Source organism: Dyella sp., assembly GCF_036746095.1.
Lineage (GTDB): Bacteria > Pseudomonadota > Gammaproteobacteria > Xanthomonadales > Rhodanobacteraceae > Dyella_B.
This window is the reverse complement of the sequence record NZ_DAIOEU010000019.1, coordinates 47,563-68,082: the sequence shown is the minus strand read 5'-3', so window position 1 is coordinate 68,082 and position 20,520 is coordinate 47,563. Positions and strand designations below refer to the sequence as shown.

Sequence of the window (20,520 nt, the reverse complement as noted above, 5' to 3'; positions counted from 1 at the left end):
TTTCGTCCCGGGTGAGCCGCCCATTCTACATCCCTTCATCCTTCCGTCAACACCCAAAATCGAAATTGTTGCCGGAGGTTTTTAGGGGAACCTTCGCGAAGGACTGTCTCGTCGAAGGGGGTGAAATCATAGCGCCGGTTTACAGTCCTGTGAAGGGGCGAAAGCACAATCTGCGCAAAAATTTCGCGCAGAGAGCGAAACGCAAACCGGACGCTCGTGGCTAGCCACCACTTAGCCTGCCCGGCTGGCACGAGCTCCGGTGCAAGGAAGAGCCCACCCAGAGCGGAATTACTTCATGGCATCCGGCAGACACGAAGGTGCGTTGCCGGAGGCATCTTTCCGCCTCGCCTGGCCGGCTTCGTGCACAGGCACGTAGCCGACGCGATAGGGGATCAACGACTCGGGCCGCATCTTTTCCAACGCGTCCCAATCATCTTCGAAAGGAATGAATTGCTGCATGTCCGTGCCTCGGGGTGGGTTCTGCGTGGAACCCATTGCAGCAGAGAGAAAAGCCAGGGCGCTGGCGAAATCGGGCGATTTGCAGGCAGCGCGCGGCGGAATCAGTCGATCACGACCATCTCGAAGTCGCTTTTGGTCGCACCGCAATCGGGGCAGGTCCAGGTATCGGGCACATCTTCCCAGCGCGTGCCGGGCTCGATGCCCTCTTCCGGCAGCCCTTCGGCCTCGTCATAAATGAAGCCGCAGACCACGCACATCCATTTGCGCAAGGTGGTTTCGGTGGACATTTGATTCATAGGGACTCGCGAGATCAGAGTTAATGGCACATTCTCGCAACTCCTCCAGCGATGCGAAAGCGGCCGTGCGGGTCTTTTATCCGGCGCGCCTGAACACAGCCACGCCTTTGCGCATACGACTGGCGGCCAACGAGGATCGCCTGGAAAATGACGGCCTCCCCCGACGCAGTCCAAGCGTCACAGATTGCCTCTCTCCATCGAGTTGCTGCCAATGACCAACCATGAACTTTTCCAGCGCGCCCTCAAACTGCTGCCTGGCGGCGTGAATTCTCCAGTCCGCGCTTTCAAATCCGTCGGTGGCGAGCCTTTTTTCACCGCACGTGCTGAGGGTGCCTATCTGTGGGATGTTGAAGGCAAGCGTTATATCGACTATGTCGGCTCTTGGGGCCCGATGGTCGTGGGGCACAACCATCCTCAGGTGCGCGAAGCGGTTGAGCGTGCGGTACGGGACGGACTGTCATTCGGCACGCCCTGCCCGGCCGAAGTGGCGATGGCGGAGACCATCACGCGACTGGTGCCTTCCGTAGAGATGGTACGCATGGTCAATTCCGGCACGGAGGCGACCATGTCGGCCATCCGTCTGGCGCGCGGCGCTACCGGACGCAACAAGATCGTGAAGTTCGAAGGCTGCTATCACGGGCATGGCGACAGCTTCTTAGTAAAAGCCGGCTCCGGCGCGCTGACGTTCGGCGTGCCGACGTCACCCGGCGTACCGACGGCAAACGCCGATCTCACCCTGACCTTGCCCTATAACGATCTGCAAGCGGCCCAAGCATTGTTTGCGGAGCGTGGTAACGATATCGCCGGCCTGATCATCGAACCGGTTGCCGGCAATATGAACTGCATTCCCCCGCGGGAAGGCTACTTGCAAGGGCTGCGCGAGCTTTGCACGCGCCACGGCGCGCTGCTGATCTTCGATGAGGTGATGACCGGTTTCCGCGTAGCGCTCGGTGGCGCGCAGGCGCTGTATGGGATCAAACCCGACCTATCCACCTTCGGCAAGATCATCGGTGGCGGCATGCCGGTGGGCGCCTACGGTGGACGCCGCGAGCTGATGGAACAGATTGCACCGGCCGGCCCGATCTACCAAGCTGGCACCCTGAGCGGGAACCCGGTTGCAATGGCTGCTGGCCTGGCCATGCTTGAGCTAGTGCAAGCACCCGGATTCTACGACACGCTCGCTGCACGCACGCACATGTTGACCGATGGCTTGCAGGCAGTAGCCGATGGCGAGGGCGTTCCATTCAGCACCAATCGGGTGGGCGGCATGTTCGGACTGTTCTTCACGCACGAAACGGTGAGCAGTTACGCGCAGGCCACGGCGGCCGATACTGCGATGTTCAACCGCTTCTTTCAAGGCATGCTCGAACATGGCGTATTCCTTGCGCCGAGCGCATTCGAAGCCGGCTTCCTCTCTTCCGCCCATAGCGATGAGGACATTGCTGCCACTCTGAATGCAGCGCGCATCGCGATGCGGCTGGCACGCGCGGGCTGATCGCCATGCAGGGACGCACGCCTTTTCCCGATCGACTCCATCCCGCCCGGCCAGGTGGCTGGCGGGCACGCTGGTTCCACATCATTTTTGGACACGACGATGCGCCCGGCCGCCGCTTCGACGTTCTGCTGATCATTGCCATCCTGGGCAGCATCGTGGTGGCGATGCTCGATACCGTCGCGGAAGCGCATGCGCGATACGGCGCGATCTTTTACGCATTGGAATGGACGTTCACCCTGCTCTTCACGCTCGAATACGTGATGCGCATCGTGGTGGTCGATCGCCCGTGGCGCTACATGCGAAGCTTCTTCGGCGTGGTCGATTTCCTGGCCGTACTACCTACCTGGATAAGCTTGATCGCGGCGGGCAGCCAGTATCTGCTGGTAGTACGCGCGCTCCGCATCCTGCGCATCTTCCGCATCCTCAAGCTCACGCGCTATGTAGGCGAGGCGGATTTGCTCTGGTACACGCTGTTGCGCGCACGGCGCAAAGTACTGGTGTTCTTCAGCGCCATTCTTACCTTGGTGCTGATCTTTGGCGCACTGATGTACTTGATCGAAGGCCCGGAAGACGGCTTCACCTCCATCCCCACCTCCATGTATTGGGCAATCGTCACCATGACCACGGTCGGCTTCGGCGACATCACGCCGAAAACCGCTTTGGGCAAATTGCTGACGTCGCTGATCATCCTGATTGGCTACAGCATCATCGCCGTGCCCACCGGCATTTTTACGGCGGAACTGGCAGCCAGCATGCGTTCGCGACGCAAGCATCTGCCCTGCCCGCATTGCGGCCAAGTCGATCATGAAAGCGATGCATCGCATTGCCGCCTATGCGGCACGTCGTTGTTCGAGAGTGAGGATTGAAACGCAGGGAGTAGTCAACTCCACTGCTTGCTTCACCAGCTTCCGACATTGGGCATGGATGCCCACGGCTCCTGCGGCGGCAGATGCCCATCCTGCAGCAGCTCGATCGATATGAGGTCGGGCGAACGCACGAACGCCATATGCCCATCGCGCGGCGGACGACTGATGGTGTAACCCATCGATTGCAGATGTTCGCAAGTCGCATAGATATCGCGAACCTGAAACGCGAGATGGCCGAAATTGCGCGCCGAGCCGTAATCTTCTTCCGAGCCCCAGTTATAGGTCAGCTCAACTTCCGCCCCGGGGCTTTCCGGTGCAGCGAGGTAGACCAGCGTGAACTTGCCTTGCGGCACCTCCATGCGACGCACTTCTTTCAAGCCAAGCCCTTCGCAGTAGAAACGGAGCGACGCATCCAGATCATGCACGCGAACCATGCTGTGCAGGTATTTCATGGTGATTCTTCCTGAGCTGTTATCCCAAACTATTTCGCCACGAAAGCATGTAAAGCGGCGTGCAGGCGTGACAGCCCCTCGGACAACTCCTCGTTGCTGATGTTCAGCGGCGGCACGAAACGCAAGACGTCCGGACCCGCCTGCAACACCAGCAGGCCGTGCGCCGCGGCCACGTCGAGCACCTCGCCCGCTTTGCCGCGATAAGGTTCTGCCATCACGGCGCCCAGCATCAGGCCGCGTCCACGCACTTCGGAAAACACGCTCAACTCGGCATCGATCGACTTCAGCGCCTCCTGCAACGTGGCGGATTGGCGCTGCACGTTTGCCAGCAGTTCCGGCGACGACAGCTTGCGCAACGCAGCGCGCGCAACCGCGGCAGCCATGGGGTTACCGCCAAAGGTAGTGCCGTGCGCACCGAACTGCATCACCTGCGCCACCTTCGGACCTGCAAGCATCGCACCGATCGGGAAGCCGCAGCCCAAGGCCTTCGCGAGCGTCACGATATCCGGCATCACGCCATCCTGCACGTGTGCGAACAATGTGCCGGTGCGACCCATGCCGCATTGAATCTCATCGAGCACCAGCAACGCACCATGCGCATCGCACAGTTCGCGCACGCGCTTGATAAAACCGGGCGCTGCCGGCAATACGCCGCCTTCGCCCTGCACCGGCTCCAGCATCACAGCGGCGATATCGCCCTCCGCAAAGGTCGCTTCGAGCGCGGCAACATCGTTGAAGTCCAGATAACGGAAACCGCCCGGCAGCGGCTCATAGCCTTCCTGGTATTTCGGTTGCGCCGTGGCCGTGACCGTAGCCAAGGTACGGCCGTGAAACGAGCCGCGGAAAGTAATGATCACCCGCTGCTCCGGTGCGCGCCCCTGCGCCGCCGCCCATTTGCGCACCAGCTTGATCGCCGCTTCATTCGCTTCGGCGCCGGAATTGCACAGAAACACGCGCTCGGCAAAACCAGACGCTTCCACCAGCTCCTGCGCCAGATGCAGCGGCGGCTCGGTGTAGAACACGTTGCTGCTGTGCCAAAGCTTCTGTGCTTGCGTCGTCAAGGCCGCCAGCAGATCAGGATCCTGATGTCCCAATGCATTGACCGCGATACCCGCACCGAAGTCGATGTAGTCGCGTTGCTCGGTATCCCACACGCGGGCGCCCTTGCCTCGGTCGAGCACCAGCTCGCGCGGCTTGTAGACGGGTAACCAATAGCGCTTGGCAAGATCGACGAGGGACGACACCGCAGGCTCCTGTGAATGAATACATGCATGACTCTTGGCCCGACCGCAGCCACGCCAAGAGGATAGGAACGTTAAAAAAAGGGAAGAAGCATCCTAGCAGCAAGCTTTCCGCGCCAACATACGCCGGCGTTGTCCAGCACGACGCGATCTGTATCAAAACAGTTACAGCCGCTGAAAATCGCTTCGTGGCGCCCTCCGTCGGCACACTGCCTCCCAATCCACTGTAACAACGGTGCACAGCGCGGCCGCTGCGCCATGCGGTGGAAAGATACGCCCGCCCTTCATTTTTCAGGATTTTTACCGGTGGCACAGGAATTGCCCTCTAAACCTGCAGAGGGGAGGCTCATCCAATGGGTACATGCCAGGCACTACGCCGCTGCGTCAGCCCTGTACCAGGAGTGGCCGGGCAGACGCGTAGATAACCTCGCCATGGAGGTTTCGAACCACTGATGGCGAGAAAAGAATGCGCCGTCGCAAGACGGCAATGAGGGCGGTAACCCGGCGACATGCCGCTGGGCACCATGTGGAAGCCCCCGGCTCGTCCCCTGCGGGCCGGGGGTCTTCCCTTCGCAGGTCGGATGCATCGGATGCCATCCGTGGCGTACGTGTTTCGAATGGCTGCAAGCCATGTCCCTCTCACTGCCCAGAGGATCTTTTTTAATGGCTCAGTGCAGATCTTCCAGTACCAGCTGATGCTTCTTGCATAAGCGATAGATCGTCACGCGCGACACCTTCAAACGCCGCGCGCATTCGCTGATGTTGAAGCGCGTCTCGCGCAGGCATGCCATCACCGCATCGCGCTCGGCCGACGTGCGCGTCAAGCCCAGGCTGGAGTGCCCTGCGCGCGGCGCCACTACGTCTTCCAGATCCAGATCGGCCACGCTGATCTGCGCACCCTCCGCCACCACCGCCGCGCGCTGCACGCGATTGAGCAATTCGCGCACATTGCCCGGCCAGGCGAAGTCACGCAGCGCCTTGCGCGCGACGGCACTGAAGGTACGTGCGTGGCAATCGTGTTGCCTGCGGAAGCTATCCAGGAATATCTGCGCCAGTTGCAACACATCGTCGGCACGCTCGCGCAGCGCGGGCATACGCAGACGCAACACGTTGAGGCGGTAATACAAGTCTTCGCGGAAGCGGCCTTGCGCCACCGCCTTTTCAAGGTCCACGTGCGTGGCGGCAAGCACGCGCACGTCCAGCTTGATCGATTGCGTGGAACCCACACGCTCCAGCGTGCCTTCCTGCAGCAGGCGCAACAGGCTCATCTGTGCATCCGGGGGCAGGTCGCCGACTTCATCCAGAAATACCGTACCGCCCGCCGCGGCCTCGAAATGTCCGATACGTCGTGCATTGGCACCCGTGAACGAGCCGCGCTCATGCCCGAACAACTCCGACTGCACGAGATTGGCCGGCAATGCGCCGCAGTTGATGGCCGCAAAAGGATGCCCGCGGCGCGACGAGAGCTTATGCAAGGCGCGCGCTGCCACTTCCTTGCCCGTACCGGTTTCGCCGGTGATCAACACCGGCAGGTCTACCGGCGCGTATTTACGCACGCTCGCCACTACCGACATCATCGCCGGACTGGTGCCGGTAATACCGGGCACGTCGGCATGCGCAATCACTGGTGGCGGCGCATCGCCGGCCAGCTTGCCGAGCGTTTCAATCAAACGCTGTATATCGATCGGCGCGGTGAAGAAATCGATGCTGGCGCGAAGCACCCGCTCCACTTCCGGCGCCTGCGCCAACGTTTCGGCGGACAGCAACGCCAGCCATGGAATACGCGGATGATCGGCCATCAACCTGGCCATGCTGTGCATAGCCTCGACATCGGCCATGCGCATGTCCGCCATCGCCACGACGATGTCGCCCCGCCGAATGCCGACGCCACCTCCCGCCGCGTTCGCATTTGCAACCCGCGTATGCCAGCCGGCCTGCGCCAAACGCGCTCTTTCTGTACTCGTCGGCTCCCCGAACCACACTAAACAGCGGATCGACGTATCGCTGATCATCGCAACGCCTCCCTCAGGTGGCTGGCCCACAGCACCCGCTACGTCCCGCAACAGGTCATCGCCCCCGCGCCCGTGGCCAGCATGTGTCGAAAACGCGACACCGTTCACGGAATATACACCGGAAATTTGTAAGTGATCACTCTTTAAGCAAACTAAATCCCTTGCGCATACCAGTAACACCGGCTGCAGCAGGCCACCTATCCCACGCAACGGTGGCGGCAAGCGGATGACCGCCGGGTTCTTGAACGCATCAGTTCAGGAAGAGATCGGGCAGTAACGGGGTGCCGGGTTGATAAGCGTACCGGTCGAAGTCGCGCATGCCGGCTTCGCGCAGTACCTCCTCATCGATCGCAAAGCGTCCCGTGCATTCACGCGCTGGCTGAGTCAGCAGCGCGTGGGCAGCATCCGCGACAATCTCGGGACGGCGGCATTGTTCGGGCTTGACGCCATCGATCATGGCAATGGCTGCCGTGGCAATAACTGTCTTCGGCCATAGCGCATTGACGGCGATACCCAAAGGTGCAAATTCCCTGCTCATGCCGAGCACGCACAGGCTCATGCCGTACTTGGCGATGGTATAGGCCGTATGCGGCGCAAACCATTTCGGATCGAGATTCGGCGGCGGCGCCAGCATCAGCACGTGCGGATTGCTTGCCTTCTTCAAATACGGCAGGCAGGCCTGCGTCACCATGAAGGTGCCGCGCGTGTTCACCTGATGCATAAGATCAAAACGCTTCATCGGCGTGCCTTCGATGCCGGCAAGCCAGATGGCGCTGGCATTGTTGACTACCATGTCGATGCCGCCGAAGCGCTCCACCGCTTGCGCCACCGCGGCGTGCACGTTGCCTTCTTCGCGAATATCCACTTTCAACGCCAGCGCCTTGCCGCCAGCCGCTTCCACCTCGGCTGCCGCGGTATGGATGGTGCCGGGGAGCTTGGGATTGGGCACGCCGCTCTTGGCGGCAATCACGATATTGGCACCGTCGCGCGCGGCGCGCAGCGCGATGGCGAGGCCAATGCCGCGCGACGCACCGGTGATGAACAAGGTTTTTCCAGCCAGGTTTCGCATAGTGTCTACGCCTTCTGAAAGCGCGGCAGGATATCGCGCAAGCTCGTCAAGCGCTGCAATGGATCGGTCATCTCCAACAGCTGTTGCTGTTCTTCGCGCGCCAACGGCAACAATTCCGCCAGCCGGAAGCCGACCCAGCCGGCATCGTCATACGAGGTGCGCGGTGCGTGGCGCCAATGCGGGCCCATCGTTTCAATCAAGCGTTCCAGGATGGTCTGCAACAAGGCCAATTCCACCGGCACCTCTTGCGGCGCTTCATCCGGCCACAGTTGCACGTCGCCGCGCAACAAACCATCCGAGCGTGCACGTGTGCGCAGGACGCGAAAGCGGCTGCCACCTTCCGCCGCGATGCCCAGCAAACCATCGTCGCGGTGGCTGAAATCCACGATGCGCGCCAGCGTGCCGACCGCCGCCGGCCGGGCCGGCGCGCCAACCTCGGCGCCGTCCAGAATCAGACAGACGCCGAAGGCCGAGCCGCTGCGCGCGCACTCCCGCACCATGTCCAGATAGCGCTGCTCGAAGATGCGCAATTGCAGCTGACCACCCGGATACAGCACGGTACCGAGCGGAAACAAAGGAACTTCCAGCGAAGGGAGTTGGGCAGCCATGCGCCGCATATTAGCCACTGGACGTGTCATAGCGCACACGGCAGAGTGCACTGGACCCCTCGCAGGAAGCTCATCGGATGTCCGTCACACCACTGGCTACCGTTATGTCTCACGCTCCACCTCTCGCGCAGCAGGCATCCGCTTCGCCCGTGCTGGAAGTTCGCGGCCTGGACAAATCTTTCAAGAAGCGCGACGTACTCAAGTCATTGGATTGGAGCGTGCCCTATGGCCGCGTGATCGGCCTGCTCGGGCGCAACGGCGCAGGCAAGACCACCTTGCTGCGCTGCCTGTTGGGCCTGTCACCCATCGATGGCGGCAACATCAGCTTGTTTGGCGAGCCGATGTTGGAACCGGGCGGCGAGCGCATGCATCGTATCGGCTTCGTGCCGCAGACCTTCGACCTGTTTCCATGGATGAAGGTACGCGCCTATCTCGATTTCACTGCAGCGTTCTACGCCCGTTGGAACCACACGCTGGTGGAACGCCTCCTTACGAATTGGGAACTGGACGTCAAGCAGAAGATCGGGGAGCTCTCGCAAGGCCAGCGGCAAAAGCTGGCCATCGTGCGCGCGATCGCGCCCGATCCGGATCTGCTGGTGCTGGACGAACCGGTGGCCAGCCTCGATCCGCAGGCACGCCGCGCGTTCATGGCCGAATTGCTGACGCTGATGCGCGCGCCAGGCAAGACGGTGATCTTTTCTACTCACATCACCGCCGATCTCGAACGCGCCGATGCGGACATCGCGCTGCTGCGTGACGGCCGCATTCAATTCATGCGGCCGCTGGCCGAATTGCGCGAGCGGTTGAAGCGCGTGGTGTTTGCACGCACCCAAGGCTGGACACAGGCGCCCGTGGTAGCGGGAAGCCTGAAGTCGCACGTGCAGGGCGAGCAGGCCGTACTGCTGGTGGAAGATCCCATGATGGATAGCCTGCATGCGCTCGCCGCGCGCGAAAGCGCCACCGTGCAGGTGGAGACGCCAACGCTGGAAGATCTGTTCGTGGAGTTGGCATGAGCGTCGCCTGGCAGCTGTGGCTGCAACTGTTCCGCCGCACGCCGGTGCTGGTGGTGCTGGCGAACCTGCTGCGCCTGGCCGCCGCGTATTTCGCGGTGCGGTGGCTGCTTGGCGATGAGGGTCTGGTCGTGATTGCGGCCACGCTGTTCGGCGTCGCAACGTGGATGTGGCATACCGGCCAGGGCTATCAGCTGCGCAGCGTATGCGTGCCGGAAAGTTTCCTGTTGCCGAGTTTCCGCCGCAAGCTGTTGGAATATGGCGCCATCGATGTGGCGATGTGGGTGGCGCTGCCCGTGGTCGTGGCTGTCATCGGCGGCACCCCGCATCTCCTGCTCGCCGCCTGCGGTTTGCTGATCATCGCCGCAGCGGGTTTGCTGATGGGCAGCAATCCGCGCACCGGCGCCTATATCTGGCCGTTTTTTATCGTGCTGGGCTGGGCGCCCTCTTTTGCGAATACCTTGTTCAAGGCTTCCTTGCACTCACCGTTGACCCCGTGGCTGCTGCTGGCCATTGCCGCCTTGTTGCTGCGTTTCAGCCTGGGACCGCTGCTGCGCATCGAGGATCGCGAAACCGAAGCGTCGCCCTTGGAAAGCACCAGCCTTGGCCGCACGCAAACGCGCTTTGCGCCCGGTGAACCACGACGCCTTGGCCTGTTCGGCAAGCGCGTTACCACCATGTACGAATGGCTGGCCGAACGCGCCCTGCAGCGCGCGCTGATGGCATATCAGCGCCAGCCAAGCTTTCAGCGACGCATGGTCTTGGTGCGGCGGCTATTGCTGCCGAATGACAACCCCGAAGCCATTGCGTTGCGAATCGCCTTGGTCGCGGTAATCGTCTGCTTTTATTTCGTGGCGGTCATGCATCGCCAGCATTTCAATCCGGTGGTCGTCGGCGCCTATGCAATCATGTTGAGCGCCTCGCGTTTTCCGCAATTGAATGTCGGCATGGTGCGCATGCGGCCGAACATGGCCGATCTCTACCTGACTTTGGCACCACGGACGCGCGCCGAGTATCAACAGACCATGTCGGATGCGCTGCTCGTCCTGGTGCCGATCAGCCTGCTCACCGCGCTCGTCTACACCGCGCTCGGCGCCGTGCTGGTGCACGCGCCGGATCCCTGGCACATGCTGTTCGTGGCAACGATCGTTTCGCTGGCCACAAGCCTTGCGGCGCTGGCGTTGCATCTGATCGGTCCGGAAGGCACGGCGGGTCGCACCATGGTCAATCTGGTGGTGATGTTCGGCGCGATGGCGGTGTACTGGGGCGGTTATTGGCTGGTGGGTGCGATCGGCTATGCCATCGGCGGTGGCTTGCTCGCACTGGTCGCATTGGGTTTTGGCGCAGGCGTGTGGTTTGCCGCGCAGCGCGAATATGTGTCGCGTGCGCCACGCTTTGATGCCTCGATCGGTTGACATAGGTTGGGTTAGCGCAGCGCGACCCAACAATGCGGTGGTGATAGGTTGGGTTACGCTGCGCTAACCCAACCTACGGAGCGAGCGCTTCGACGAAGCGACGCGGTGCGTTCTCGAAGCCGCCGTTGGACATGAACACCACGTGGTCGCCGTTGTGCGTTTGTGCTTTCAGCGCAGCGAGCAAGTCGTCAACGCTGGGTGCCGTGCTGGCACGTCCGTGCAACGCGTCGGTCACCCGTCGCGCATCCCACGGCAATTCGGGGCGATGCAGAAACACCACCACATCGGCATCGGCCAGTGAAGGCGCCAGGGCTTCGGCATGCGCGCCCAAGCGCATGGAATTGGAGCGCGGTTCCAGCGCCACCAGGATGCGCGCCTTGCCCACTTTTGCGCGCAAACCGGCCAGGGTGGTGGCGATGGCGGTAGGGTGATGCGCGAAATCGTCGTAGACACGCACGCCATCGACTTCGCCAACCACTTCCATGCGTCGCTTCACGCTCTGGAAAGCGCCAAACGCCGGCAGCAACGCGCGCGGGTCAGCGCCTGCCGCTGTTGCAGCGGCGAGCGCGGCGAGCGCATTCATCACGCTGTGATCACCAAGCAGCGGCCAGGTCACTTCGCCGATGGCTTCGCCTTTGTATTGCACGGCGAAGTGCGAACCATCCGCTTCGATCAGGCGTGCCTGCCAGTCGCCCTTGCCGATGCCGAAGGTTTCCACCGGCGTCCAGCAACCCATCGCCAGCACATTCGCAAGATACGCATCGTGCGCATTGACGATCAGCTTGCCGTTGCCCGGCACCGTGCGCACCAGGTGGTGGAATTGGCGCTGGATCGAGGCGACGTCCGGAAAAATGTCGGCATGGTCGTATTCGAGGTTATTGAGGATCGCAATGCGCGGCCGGTAATGCACGAATTTCGAGCGCTTGTCGAAAAACGCGCTGTCGTATTCGTCAGCCTCGATCACGAAATGCCTGCCCTGCCCCAGCCGCGCGGAAATGCCGAAGTTGCCGGGCACGCCGCCGATCAGGAAGCCGGGCGCCAAGCCTGCGCTGTCGAGCAAATGCGCCAGCAGGCTGGTGGTGGTGGTCTTGCCGTGCGTGCCTGCCACGGCCAGCACTTCGCGCTGGACCAGCAAACGCTCGCCCAGCCATTGCGGGCCGGATACGTAGCGCAACTGCTCGTTGAGCATGTATTCCACGGCGGGATTGCCGCGCGTCATCGCATTGCCGACGATGACCAAGTCGGGCGCCGGCTGCAGATGTTCGGCCCTGTAGCCTTGCATCAACCCGATGCCGAGCGCCTCGAGCTGCGTGCTCATCGGCGGGTAGACGTTGGCATCGGAGCCTTCCACCGTTTCGCCGAGTTCGCGTGCCAAGGCGGCGACGCCGCCCATGAAGGTGCCGCAAATGCCGAGGATGTGCAGACGCATGAATAGCCTGTGTGGTCTTAAGCCCCACTCCCGGAGGGAAAGGGGAGCAAGCAGTGCAGATCAGCTGTTCGCCGCCACCGCCTCATTCGCCAGCGCACGCTTCACGCGCGCGGTGACGTCGTCCAGCTCACCGACCCCATCCACCACCTGCAGCTTGCCGAGGCGTGCATAGAAATCGGCCACCGGCGCGGTCTGCTCGGCGTAGACCTTGAGGCGATCGCGCACGACCACCGGATCGTCGTCCTTGCGGTGTTCGGCGGCGAAGCGGATTTCGCAGCGCTTGATGATCACTTCGCTCGGCACGTCCAGTTTCACCACCGCATCCAGCGGCTGGCCGATCTTGGCCAGCAGGTGATCCAGTGCATCGGCCTGCGCAAGGTTGCGCGGGTAGCCATCGAGGATGAAGCCGGGCCGCGTGTCGGGCTCGGCCAGGCGTTCCTCCAGCATGCCGAGCAGGATGTCATCGGAGACCAGTTGGCCGGCGTCCATGACAGCCTTGGCCTTCATGCCGAGCGGGGTGCCTGCTTTCACCGCCGCGCGCAACATGTCGCCGGTCGAGATGTGCGGCACGCCGAGATCGGCCTTCAGCCGAGCCGCCTGGGTACCCTTGCCCGAGCCGGGCGCGCCAAGAAGGACGAGTCGCATAAATCTCCACAAGATCCCGCGTTCTGTCGCACACTGCGGCAGTTCCCCGAGATTCCCAGATGAATGCCGGTCAAGGTAGCGTCTGTGGGGGGTGGCGTCAAACGACAAACGCCTCCAATTCACAGCAACTGCTTGATAAATATGTGATCCGTGACTGACGTCGAATTGTCATATGCCTTCGGAGAAAGCAGCCCATGAAGTCGAAAGCACGTCCCGTTACCGGTCGTCTGCTGTATGCCCAGTCCGGCGGCGTCACCGCCGTGATCAATGCCACGGCCGCAGGCGTGATCCAGACGGCACGCGCTCACCGCGTTCCGGTGTATGCGGCGCACAACGGCATCCTGGGCGCATTGCGTGAGCAGCTGATCGATACCACCAGAGAGACGGCATCCGCCATTGCCGCGCTCAGGCACACCCCGGGCGGTGCGTTCGGCTCCTGCCGCTACAAACTGAAATCGCTGGAGGCCAATCGCGCCGAGTACGAGCGGTTGATCGACGTCTTCCGCGCCCATGACATCCGCTGGTTCCTCTACAACGGCGGCAACGATTCGGCCGATACGGCGCTGAAGATTTCACAGCTCGGCCAAGCCATGGATTACGACATTCGCTGCATCGGCGTGCCCAAGACGGTGGACAACGACCTGGCGGTGACCGACTGCTGCCCGGGCTTTGGCTCGGTGGCGAAATACACGGCGGTGTCCACGCTGGAGGCAAGCCTGGACGTCGCCTCGATGGCCGATACGTCCACCAAGGTGTTCATTCTGGAAGTGATGGGCCGCCATGCCGGCTGGATCGCTGCTGCATCAGGTCTGGCCGGCGAAGGCAACGATGCGCCGCCGCACATCATCCTGTTCCCCGAGCGCGTGTTCGACGAAGCCGCCTTCCTCGCCAAGGTAAAAGCCACGGTGGAACGCGTGGGCTGGTGCACGGTGGTGGCCTCCGAAGGCATCAAGAATGCCGAAGGCCAGTTCCTGGCCGAAGCCGGCACGCGCGACGCGTTCGGCCATGCGCAACTTGGCGGCGTGGCGCCGGTGCTGGCTGCGCTGGTGAAGGAGAGGCTTGGTTACAAATATCACTGGGCCTTGCCGGATTACCTGCAGCGCTCAGCACGCCACCTGGCATCCAAGGCCGACGCCGACCAAGCCTATGCGGTCGGCAAGGCCGCCGTGGATTACGCGTTGGCGGGCATGAACGCGGTGATGCCGGTGATCGTGCGCACGTCCGACGAACCGTATCGCTGGAAACTGGAACCGGCACCGTTGCGCAGGATCGCCAATCATGAAAAGAAGATGCCGGACAAATTCATCGCACGCGATGGCTTCGGCATCACCGCTGCCGCGCGACGTTATCTGTCACCGCTGATTCGCGGCGAAGCGCCGCCGCCATATGGACGCGAGGGCCTGCCCAAGTATGCGTCGCTGAAAAACCATCTGGTGGCGGCGAAGCTGCCCGCCTTTGCCTGAATCCCGCGCTTCACGCGGCCCATACATCGAGAAGGCCTGGGATGCCCTGCTTCCTGCATTTGAAAAGCAGCGCATCCCTGTGTCATTCCGAGGTGTCGCGCACACATTGCCGCACCCGCATGACCGCTGCGACGCACAACGAATAAATCGCGAACCTCTGTCTATACTGCCCCAATCAGTCGGCTTCAGATCACTTGGTTCAACCAACGATGGGGAGGCACCGATGCTGCAGCAGTATGGCTTGTGGATCGCGTTAGCTTGCGCGGTCGTAGCGATCTTGTACGGGGCATTTTCAGTGCGATGGGTGCTGGCGAAGTCGCCAGGCAACGCACGTATGCAGGAGATTGCCTCGGCTATCCAGGAAGGCGCACGTGCCTACCTCAACCGCCAGTACCGCACGATCGCGCTCGTTGGCGTGGTGCTGCTGGTCATCATCGGGTTCGCCCTGGACTGGGGGACGGCCATTGGTTTCCTGATTGGCGCGGTACTTTCCGGCGCGACCGGCTACATCGGCATGAACGTCTCGGTACGTGCCAATGTGCGCACCGCTGAAGCAGCGCGCGGTGGATTGGCTGCCGCGTTGAACGTCGCCTTTCGCGGCGGCGCAATCACGGGCATGCTGGTGGTTGGCCTGGCCCTGCTTGGCGTGGCGGGTTATTACGCAGTGCTCACGCACATGGGCTACGACAACGGCCGCGCCCTGCACGCCATGATCGGCCTAGCCTTCGGCTCGTCATTGATCTCGATCTTCGCGCGCCTGGGTGGCGGCATCTTCACCAAGGGTGCGGATGTTGGCGCCGACCTGGTGGGCAAGGTGGAAGCCGGCATTCCGGAAGACGATCCGCGCAATCCCGCGGTGATCGCCGACAACGTGGGCGACAACGTCGGCGACTGCGCCGGCATGGCGGCGGACCTGTTCGAGACTTACGCCGTGACGCTGATCGCCAGCATGCTGCTCGGCGGCGTGGTCGGCGAGCAGGCCGGTGTGAACGCGGTGTTGTATCCGCTGCTGCTGGGCGGTGCGTCGATCATCGCCTCGGTGATCGGCACGTTCTTCGTCCGCGCACGCGGCACGAAGATCATGAATGCGCTGTACATGGGCGTGATGATTTCCGCCGTGCTGGCGGCGATCGCGTTCTGGCCGATCACCAAGAGCTTGATGGCCGACGCCACGCTGGGCGTCTCGCGCCTGTATGGCAGTGCGCTGATCGGATTGGTGCTGACCGGCGTGATCGTGGTGATCACCGAGTACTACACCGCCACCGAATATGGGCCCGTACGCCATGTGGCGAAGTCGTCCACGACGGGACATGCCACCAACATCATCGCGGGCCTGGGCGTATCGATGAAATCGACCGCATTGCCGGTGCTGGCCGTCTGCGCCGCGATCTGGGGCGCGTACGCATTGGCAGGTCTGTACGGCATAGCCGTGGCCGCCACCGCGATGCTGTCGATGACCGGCATGGTCGTGGCACTCGATGCCTATGGTCCGATTACCGACAACGCCGGCGGCATTGCCGAAATGGCGGAGTTGCCGCCGGACGTGCGTGGCGTCACCGATCCGCTTGATGCGGTGGGCAACACCACCAAGGCCGTTACCAAGGGCTATGCGATCGGCTCGGCTGGCCTGGCCGCGCTGGTGCTGTTCGCCGACTACACGCATCACCTGTCGCTGGAACATGCGGGCACCACCTTCGCCTTCGACCTCTCCGACCACCGCGTGATCGTCGGCCTGCTGATCGGCGGCCTGATCCCGTACCTGTTCGGCGCCATGGCGATGGAAGCCGTGGGCCGCGCCGCGGGTGCGGTGGTGGAAGAAGTGCGCCGCCAGTTCCGCGAGATTAGCGGCATCATGGAAGGCACCACCAAGCCGGATTACTCGCGCGCGGTGGACCTGCTGACCAAGTCGGCGATCAACGAAATGCTGATCCCCTCCCTGCTGCCGGTGCTGGTACCGATCATCGTCGGCTTCGCGCTTGGGCCGATCGCGCTTGGCGGCATGTTGATCGGCACCATCGTCACCGGCCTATTCGTGGCCATCTCGATGACCACTGGCGGCGGTGCCTGGGACAACGCCAAGAAGTACATCGAGGATGGCAACTTTGGTGGCAAAGGCTCGGATGCGCACAAGGCCGCGGTCACCGGCGATACGGTGGGCGATCCGTACAAAGACACGGCCGGCCCGGCGGTGAACCCGCTGATCAAGATCATCAACATCGTGGCGCTTTTGCTGATTCCATTGCTTTGACTGCGTAAAACAGCACAGGAGGACAAGGCGCTGCAGGCCTTGCCCTCCTGTGCCCATCCTCTTGCCTATTCCCTCCATCGAGGTCGCCATGCATGCTGGCCGTTCCGCGCGGGCGCGGCCCGCCACCACCATGGGAGGGAAGGCATGAGTTGGAAAACATCGACACGGCTGGCGCTGGCGCTCGCCGTCATAATGGGCGGCATGACCCAAGCCCAAGACACTCCGGCGCCCGGCGCCGCTGCAAGTTCCGACGATCCTTACCTCTGGCTGGAAGACATCCACGGCACGCGTGCGATGGACTGGGTAAAGGCCCAGAACGCCGTCACCCAGAAGCAGTTCGCCGACAACCCGGCCTTTGCGCATACGCGCGACCGCATCCTGGAAGTGCTCGATTCCGATGCACGCATTCCCTACGTGGAACGGCGCGGCGATTACCTCTACAACTTCTGGCAGGACAAGGAGCATCCGCGCGGACTCTGGCGCCGTACCACGCTGGAGGAATATCGCAAAGCCGAGCCCAAGTGGGATGTGCTGCTGGATATCGACGCGCTAAACAAGGCCGAAGGCAAGCGCTGGGTATTCAAAGGCAGCGATTGCCTGAAGCCCGACTACAAGCGCTGCCTGCTCAACCTGTCCCCGGATGGGGGCGATGCGGTGGAAATGCGCGAGTTCGACATTCCCAGCAAGTCATTCGTGCAAGACGGTTTCCGCTTGCCGGTGGCCAAGACGCAGGTCGGCTGGATCGATCAGGACCACATTTATGTGGGCACCGATTTTGGACCCGGCTCCATGACCACGTCGAGTTATCCGCGCATTGCGAAAGTGTGGAAGCGGGGCACGCCACTGAGCGCAGCCACCACGGTGTACGAAGGCAAGATGGAGGACCTTGCCGTCAGCGCCAATCACGACCGCACGCCAGGCTTCGAACGTGATTTCGTTAGCGTCGCGCACGACTTCTTTCACAGCGACACGTATCAGCTCAAGGACGGCAAGCTGATCCATCTGGACGTGCCGGCGGACGCCGCGATGGTCGATCCGCATCGTGAATGGCTGTTGGTGCAGTTGCGCAACGCATGGACGGTGGGCGGCAACACGTACCCCTCTGGTGCGCTGATCGCCATCAAGTTCGATGATTTCATGGCCGGCAAGCGCCAGTTCACCACGCTGTTCGCACCGGACCAGCACACGGCCCTGTCGAATTATGCGTGGACGCAGCATCACCTGATTCTCGACATCATGGACGACGTCAAGAGCCGCCTAGATGTGCTCACGCCAAAAACCGACGGCACCTGGGCACGCGAAGACATGCCAGGCGCACCCAAGTTCAGCACCGTCTCGGTGGTGGACACGGATCCGGACCACAGCGACGAGTACTGGCTCAGCGTGACCGGCTTCCTGACGCCGTCATCGCTGGAACGTGGCGTGCTGGATGATGGCCAGGCGCAGGCGATCAAGCAGAGCCCGGCGTTCTTCGACGCGTCGAAATACGAGGTAAGCCAGCACTTCGTCACCTCCAAGGACGGCACGCAGGTGCCCTACTTCGAGATCGCCCCGAAGAACCTCAAGCTCGACGGTAGCCATCGCACCCTGCTCTACGGCTACGGCGGTTTCGAGGTCTCGCTGCAGCCGTTCTACAGCGGCAGCATCGGCCGTGCCTGGCTGGATCGCGGCGGCGTCTACGTGATCGCCAATATCCGCGGCGGTGGCGAATACGGCCCGCGCTGGCACCAGGCTGCACTGCAAGCGAATCGCCCGCGTGCGTACGAGGACTTTTCAGCTGTGGCGAGTGACCTGATCAAGCGTGGCGTTACCTCATCCAAACACCTGGGCGCCGAAGGCGGCAGCAACGGCGGCCTGCTGATGGGCAACATGCTGACGCTGTATCCACAGCTGTTCGGCGCCATCGCCTGCGAAGTGCCACTGCTGGATATGAAACGCTACGTGCATCTTTCCGCGGGCGCCTCGTGGATCGCCGAATACGGCAATCCGGACGATCCCAAGCAGTGGGCTTTCATCAAGACGTTCTCGCCTTACCAGAACGTCAAAGCCGATGCGACTTATCCTTCCGTGCTGTTCTACACCACCACCAGCGACGATCGCGTCGGGCCGGTGCAGGCGCGCAAGATGGCGGCGAAGATGGAAGGCATGGGTTACAAGAACGTATGGTTCTACGAGAACACCGAAGGCGGCCACGGCGCCGGCGCGGACAACAAGCAGGCGGCGTATATGCACGCATTGGCTTATGAGTTCCTGTGGGATCGATTGAAGTAAGCGCGTTACCGCGCCCTCTGCTCGCACAGGGGGGGGCGCTGGCGACGTAGGCAGGGATGAAATCCCAGCATCATGTGCCGGCCAAAAGCTGGGATTTCATCCCAGCCTACGCGCGCTTACGATGCAGCGGCTAAAATCGCGCCATGAAATCGCACCTCCCGATACGCCCCGAGCTCCGCGAATGGATTCTCACCACCACGCGTGCAGGCCACAGCGTCGACATCGTGTTGAAGATGATGCAGGAGACCGGCTACGACCCGCGGCAAAGCCGCAGCATCGTCGCCTCCGTGTTGAACATGCCGATGGCGGCACTGGATGCACATACGCAAGCACCCGCGCCCAAAAGCCAGGGCCGACGCACACGGCATCCGCAAGCACCGCGGCTGGTGGTCAATGGCCATACCGTCCAGGTGGGTCTCAGCATGGAATCGCCAGCGCTGCGCGTGCTCAATGATTTTCTTTCTGCCGACGAATGCACGGCGTTGATCGAGCAGGCCACGCCACGCCTGCAACGTGCCAAGACGGTCGACAGCGCCGGCAAGCAGCAGATCGATGCGCGCCGCACCAGCGAAGGCATGTTCTTCACCATTGGCGAAACACCGTTGATCCAACGCATCGAACAACGCATCGCCACCATGCTCAGCATTCCGGTTGATCACGGCGAAGGCTTGCAGGTGTTGCATTATCGTCCTGGCCAGCAATATGACGCGCACTACGACTGGTTCAATCCCGACCAACCCGGGTTTGCCGCCATCACGGCCCAAGGCGGTCAACGCATTGCCAGCCTGGTGATGTACTTGAACACGCCTGATGCAGGCGGCGGCACGGCCTTTCCGGAAGTGGGCCTTACGGTCACGGCGCTGCGTGGTTCGGCCGTCTATTTCGCTTACGACACCGGCGACGAGGCATCACTGCACGCCGGGTTGCCGGTGGAGAAAGGCGAGAAATGGATCGCCACCAAATGGTTGCGCGAACATCCGTTTCAGAAGGCATCGCGCTGACGCTCTCCGTTTGAGGCAGCGATTACCCCGCTCGTCGCAGGCTCAAGGCAATCACCAGGCCGATGATCACATGCACCACGATGCTGCTGGCCACCCAGCTCGTCGGCACCGGCGTTTTCGGCACCGCCGACAGCGGCACGACAATCAAATTCATCACCACGAAAAGCCCCACCCCATACAAGCAGCCATACAACCAGGGTTGCTCGACTAACGCATCCACGCGCCGGCTGGCGAGGTAATACACACTTACCATCACGCTCATGATGACGTAGTGCAGCAGCGCGCCCAGCGCTATCGTGCCGCTACCGAGAAAGGCACGCTTGCCCAGCAAGCCCGCAGCGATGTTCTGCAGGATGCGCATGGGCGGCACGCGATACAGCGCATACCAGAACGAACATGCAAACAGAAGATCCGCCGTGGCGAGCACCACGATAACCAATGCGGCAAACAGCAAGGTGGGATGCGCGCGCAAATGCCCGGGCGCGCAAGGATCAAAAGGTACTGACATGGGTTATCACTCGATCAGAACGAAGATGCCAG

The 20,520-nt window shown here is 62.2% G+C and carries 18 protein-coding genes; 9 read left to right on the top strand and 9 right to left on the bottom strand.

Annotation, left to right across the window (positions count from 1 at the left end):
- Positions 1 to 224: hypothetical protein (locus V7M64_RS10335; RefSeq protein ID WP_333679062.1), on the top strand; the 224-nt coding region annotated here is incomplete at its 5' end.
- Positions 225 to 560: 336 nt separating this feature from the next.
- Here the strand turns inward: V7M64_RS10335 and V7M64_RS10330 are convergent.
- Positions 561 to 755: a rubredoxin gene (locus V7M64_RS10330; protein ID WP_333679061.1), complete on the bottom strand. Its 195-nt coding sequence runs from the start codon at positions 753 to 755 to the stop codon at positions 561 to 563.
- Between the two features lie 211 nt (positions 756 to 966).
- Here V7M64_RS10330 and hemL point away from each other — a divergent pair, with 211 nt between their 5' ends.
- Positions 967 to 2,250 carry a glutamate-1-semialdehyde 2,1-aminomutase gene (gene hemL, locus V7M64_RS10325; protein WP_333679060.1) on the top strand — a complete coding sequence of 428 codons (1,284 nt, stop codon included), beginning with the start codon at positions 967 to 969 and terminating at the stop codon, positions 2,248 to 2,250.
- 5 nt (positions 2,251 to 2,255) lie between these two features.
- Positions 2,256 to 3,116 (top strand): ion transporter, encoded by an 861-nt coding sequence (locus tag V7M64_RS10320; RefSeq protein ID WP_333679059.1) that lies wholly within the window; start codon positions 2,256 to 2,258, stop codon positions 3,114 to 3,116.
- Positions 3,117 to 3,148: 32 nt separating this feature from the next.
- On the opposite strand, the gene V7M64_RS10315 is transcribed toward V7M64_RS10320, so the two are convergent.
- The 5 genes from V7M64_RS10315 to V7M64_RS10295 form a co-directional block, all read right to left on the bottom strand.
- Entirely contained in the window at positions 3,149 to 3,568 is a 420-nt protein-coding gene (locus V7M64_RS10315) for a VOC family protein (RefSeq protein WP_333679058.1), read from the bottom strand.
- Between the two features lie 29 nt (positions 3,569 to 3,597).
- Entirely contained in the window at positions 3,598 to 4,812 is a 1,215-nt protein-coding gene (locus V7M64_RS10310) for an acetylornithine transaminase (RefSeq protein WP_333679057.1), read from the bottom strand.
- Positions 4,813 to 5,477: 665 nt separating this feature from the next.
- The gene (locus V7M64_RS10305) at positions 5,478 to 6,821 is read right to left on the bottom strand and encodes a sigma-54 dependent transcriptional regulator (RefSeq protein WP_333679056.1); all 1,344 of its coding nucleotides are present in this window, start codon (positions 6,819 to 6,821) and stop codon (positions 5,478 to 5,480) included.
- Positions 6,822 to 7,071: 250 nt separating this feature from the next.
- Complete coding sequence (locus V7M64_RS10300; protein ID WP_333679055.1) at positions 7,072 to 7,890, bottom strand: NAD(P)-dependent oxidoreductase; 819 nt, start codon at positions 7,888 to 7,890, stop codon at positions 7,072 to 7,074.
- A gap of 5 nt (positions 7,891 to 7,895) precedes the next feature.
- Positions 7,896 to 8,498, bottom strand: coding sequence for an LON peptidase substrate-binding domain-containing protein (locus tag V7M64_RS10295; protein ID WP_333679054.1), 603 nt, complete (start codon positions 8,496 to 8,498; stop codon positions 7,896 to 7,898).
- Positions 8,499 to 8,575: 77 nt separating this feature from the next.
- On the opposite strand from V7M64_RS10295, the gene V7M64_RS10290 reads away from it, so the two are divergent.
- Both V7M64_RS10290 and V7M64_RS10285 read left to right on the top strand, forming a co-directional pair.
- On the top strand, positions 8,576 to 9,511 hold the full coding sequence (locus tag V7M64_RS10290) for an ABC transporter ATP-binding protein (protein ID WP_333679053.1): 936 nt from the start codon (positions 8,576 to 8,578) through the stop codon (positions 9,509 to 9,511).
- The gene (locus V7M64_RS10285; protein ID WP_333679052.1) at positions 9,508 to 10,923 is read left to right on the top strand and encodes a hypothetical protein; all 1,416 of its coding nucleotides are present in this window, start codon (positions 9,508 to 9,510) and stop codon (positions 10,921 to 10,923) included. The genes V7M64_RS10290 and V7M64_RS10285 overlap by 4 nt, the downstream gene beginning before the upstream one ends.
- A gap of 73 nt (positions 10,924 to 10,996) precedes the next feature.
- Here the strand turns inward: V7M64_RS10285 and mpl are convergent, their stop codons facing one another.
- On the bottom strand, positions 10,997 to 12,352 hold the full coding sequence (mpl, locus tag V7M64_RS10280; protein ID WP_333679051.1) for a UDP-N-acetylmuramate:L-alanyl-gamma-D-glutamyl-meso-diaminopimelate ligase: 1,356 nt from the start codon (positions 12,350 to 12,352) through the stop codon (positions 10,997 to 10,999).
- Positions 12,353 to 12,412: 60 nt separating this feature from the next.
- Positions 12,413 to 12,997, bottom strand: a complete 585-nt coding sequence (locus tag V7M64_RS10275; RefSeq protein ID WP_333679050.1) for an adenylate kinase — start codon at positions 12,995 to 12,997, stop codon at positions 12,413 to 12,415.
- Positions 12,998 to 13,191: 194 nt separating this feature from the next.
- Here V7M64_RS10275 and V7M64_RS10270 point away from each other — a divergent pair, with 194 nt between their 5' ends.
- The 4 genes from V7M64_RS10270 (at position 13,192) to V7M64_RS10255 (ending at position 19,980) form a co-directional block, all read left to right on the top strand.
- Positions 13,192 to 14,460 carry a 6-phosphofructokinase gene (locus tag V7M64_RS10270; protein WP_333679049.1) on the top strand — a complete coding sequence of 423 codons (1,269 nt, stop codon included), beginning with the start codon at positions 13,192 to 13,194 and terminating at the stop codon, positions 14,458 to 14,460.
- A gap of 223 nt (positions 14,461 to 14,683) precedes the next feature.
- Complete coding sequence (locus V7M64_RS10265) at positions 14,684 to 16,708, top strand: sodium-translocating pyrophosphatase (protein ID WP_333679048.1); 2,025 nt, start codon at positions 14,684 to 14,686, stop codon at positions 16,706 to 16,708.
- A gap of 192 nt (positions 16,709 to 16,900) precedes the next feature.
- Entirely contained in the window at positions 16,901 to 18,979 is a 2,079-nt protein-coding gene (locus V7M64_RS10260) for a prolyl oligopeptidase family serine peptidase (RefSeq protein WP_333679064.1), read from the top strand.
- Between the two features lie 143 nt (positions 18,980 to 19,122).
- A complete protein-coding gene (locus V7M64_RS10255) occupies positions 19,123 to 19,980 on the top strand; it encodes a 2OG-Fe(II) oxygenase (protein ID WP_333679047.1) in 858 nt (285 codons plus the stop codon).
- A 22-nt stretch (positions 19,981 to 20,002) separates the two neighbouring features.
- On the opposite strand, the gene V7M64_RS10250 is transcribed toward V7M64_RS10255, so the two are convergent.
- Positions 20,003 to 20,488, bottom strand: a complete 486-nt coding sequence (locus tag V7M64_RS10250; protein ID WP_333679046.1) for a hypothetical protein — start codon at positions 20,486 to 20,488, stop codon at positions 20,003 to 20,005.
- Between the last annotated feature and the right edge of the window lie 32 nt (positions 20,489 to 20,520).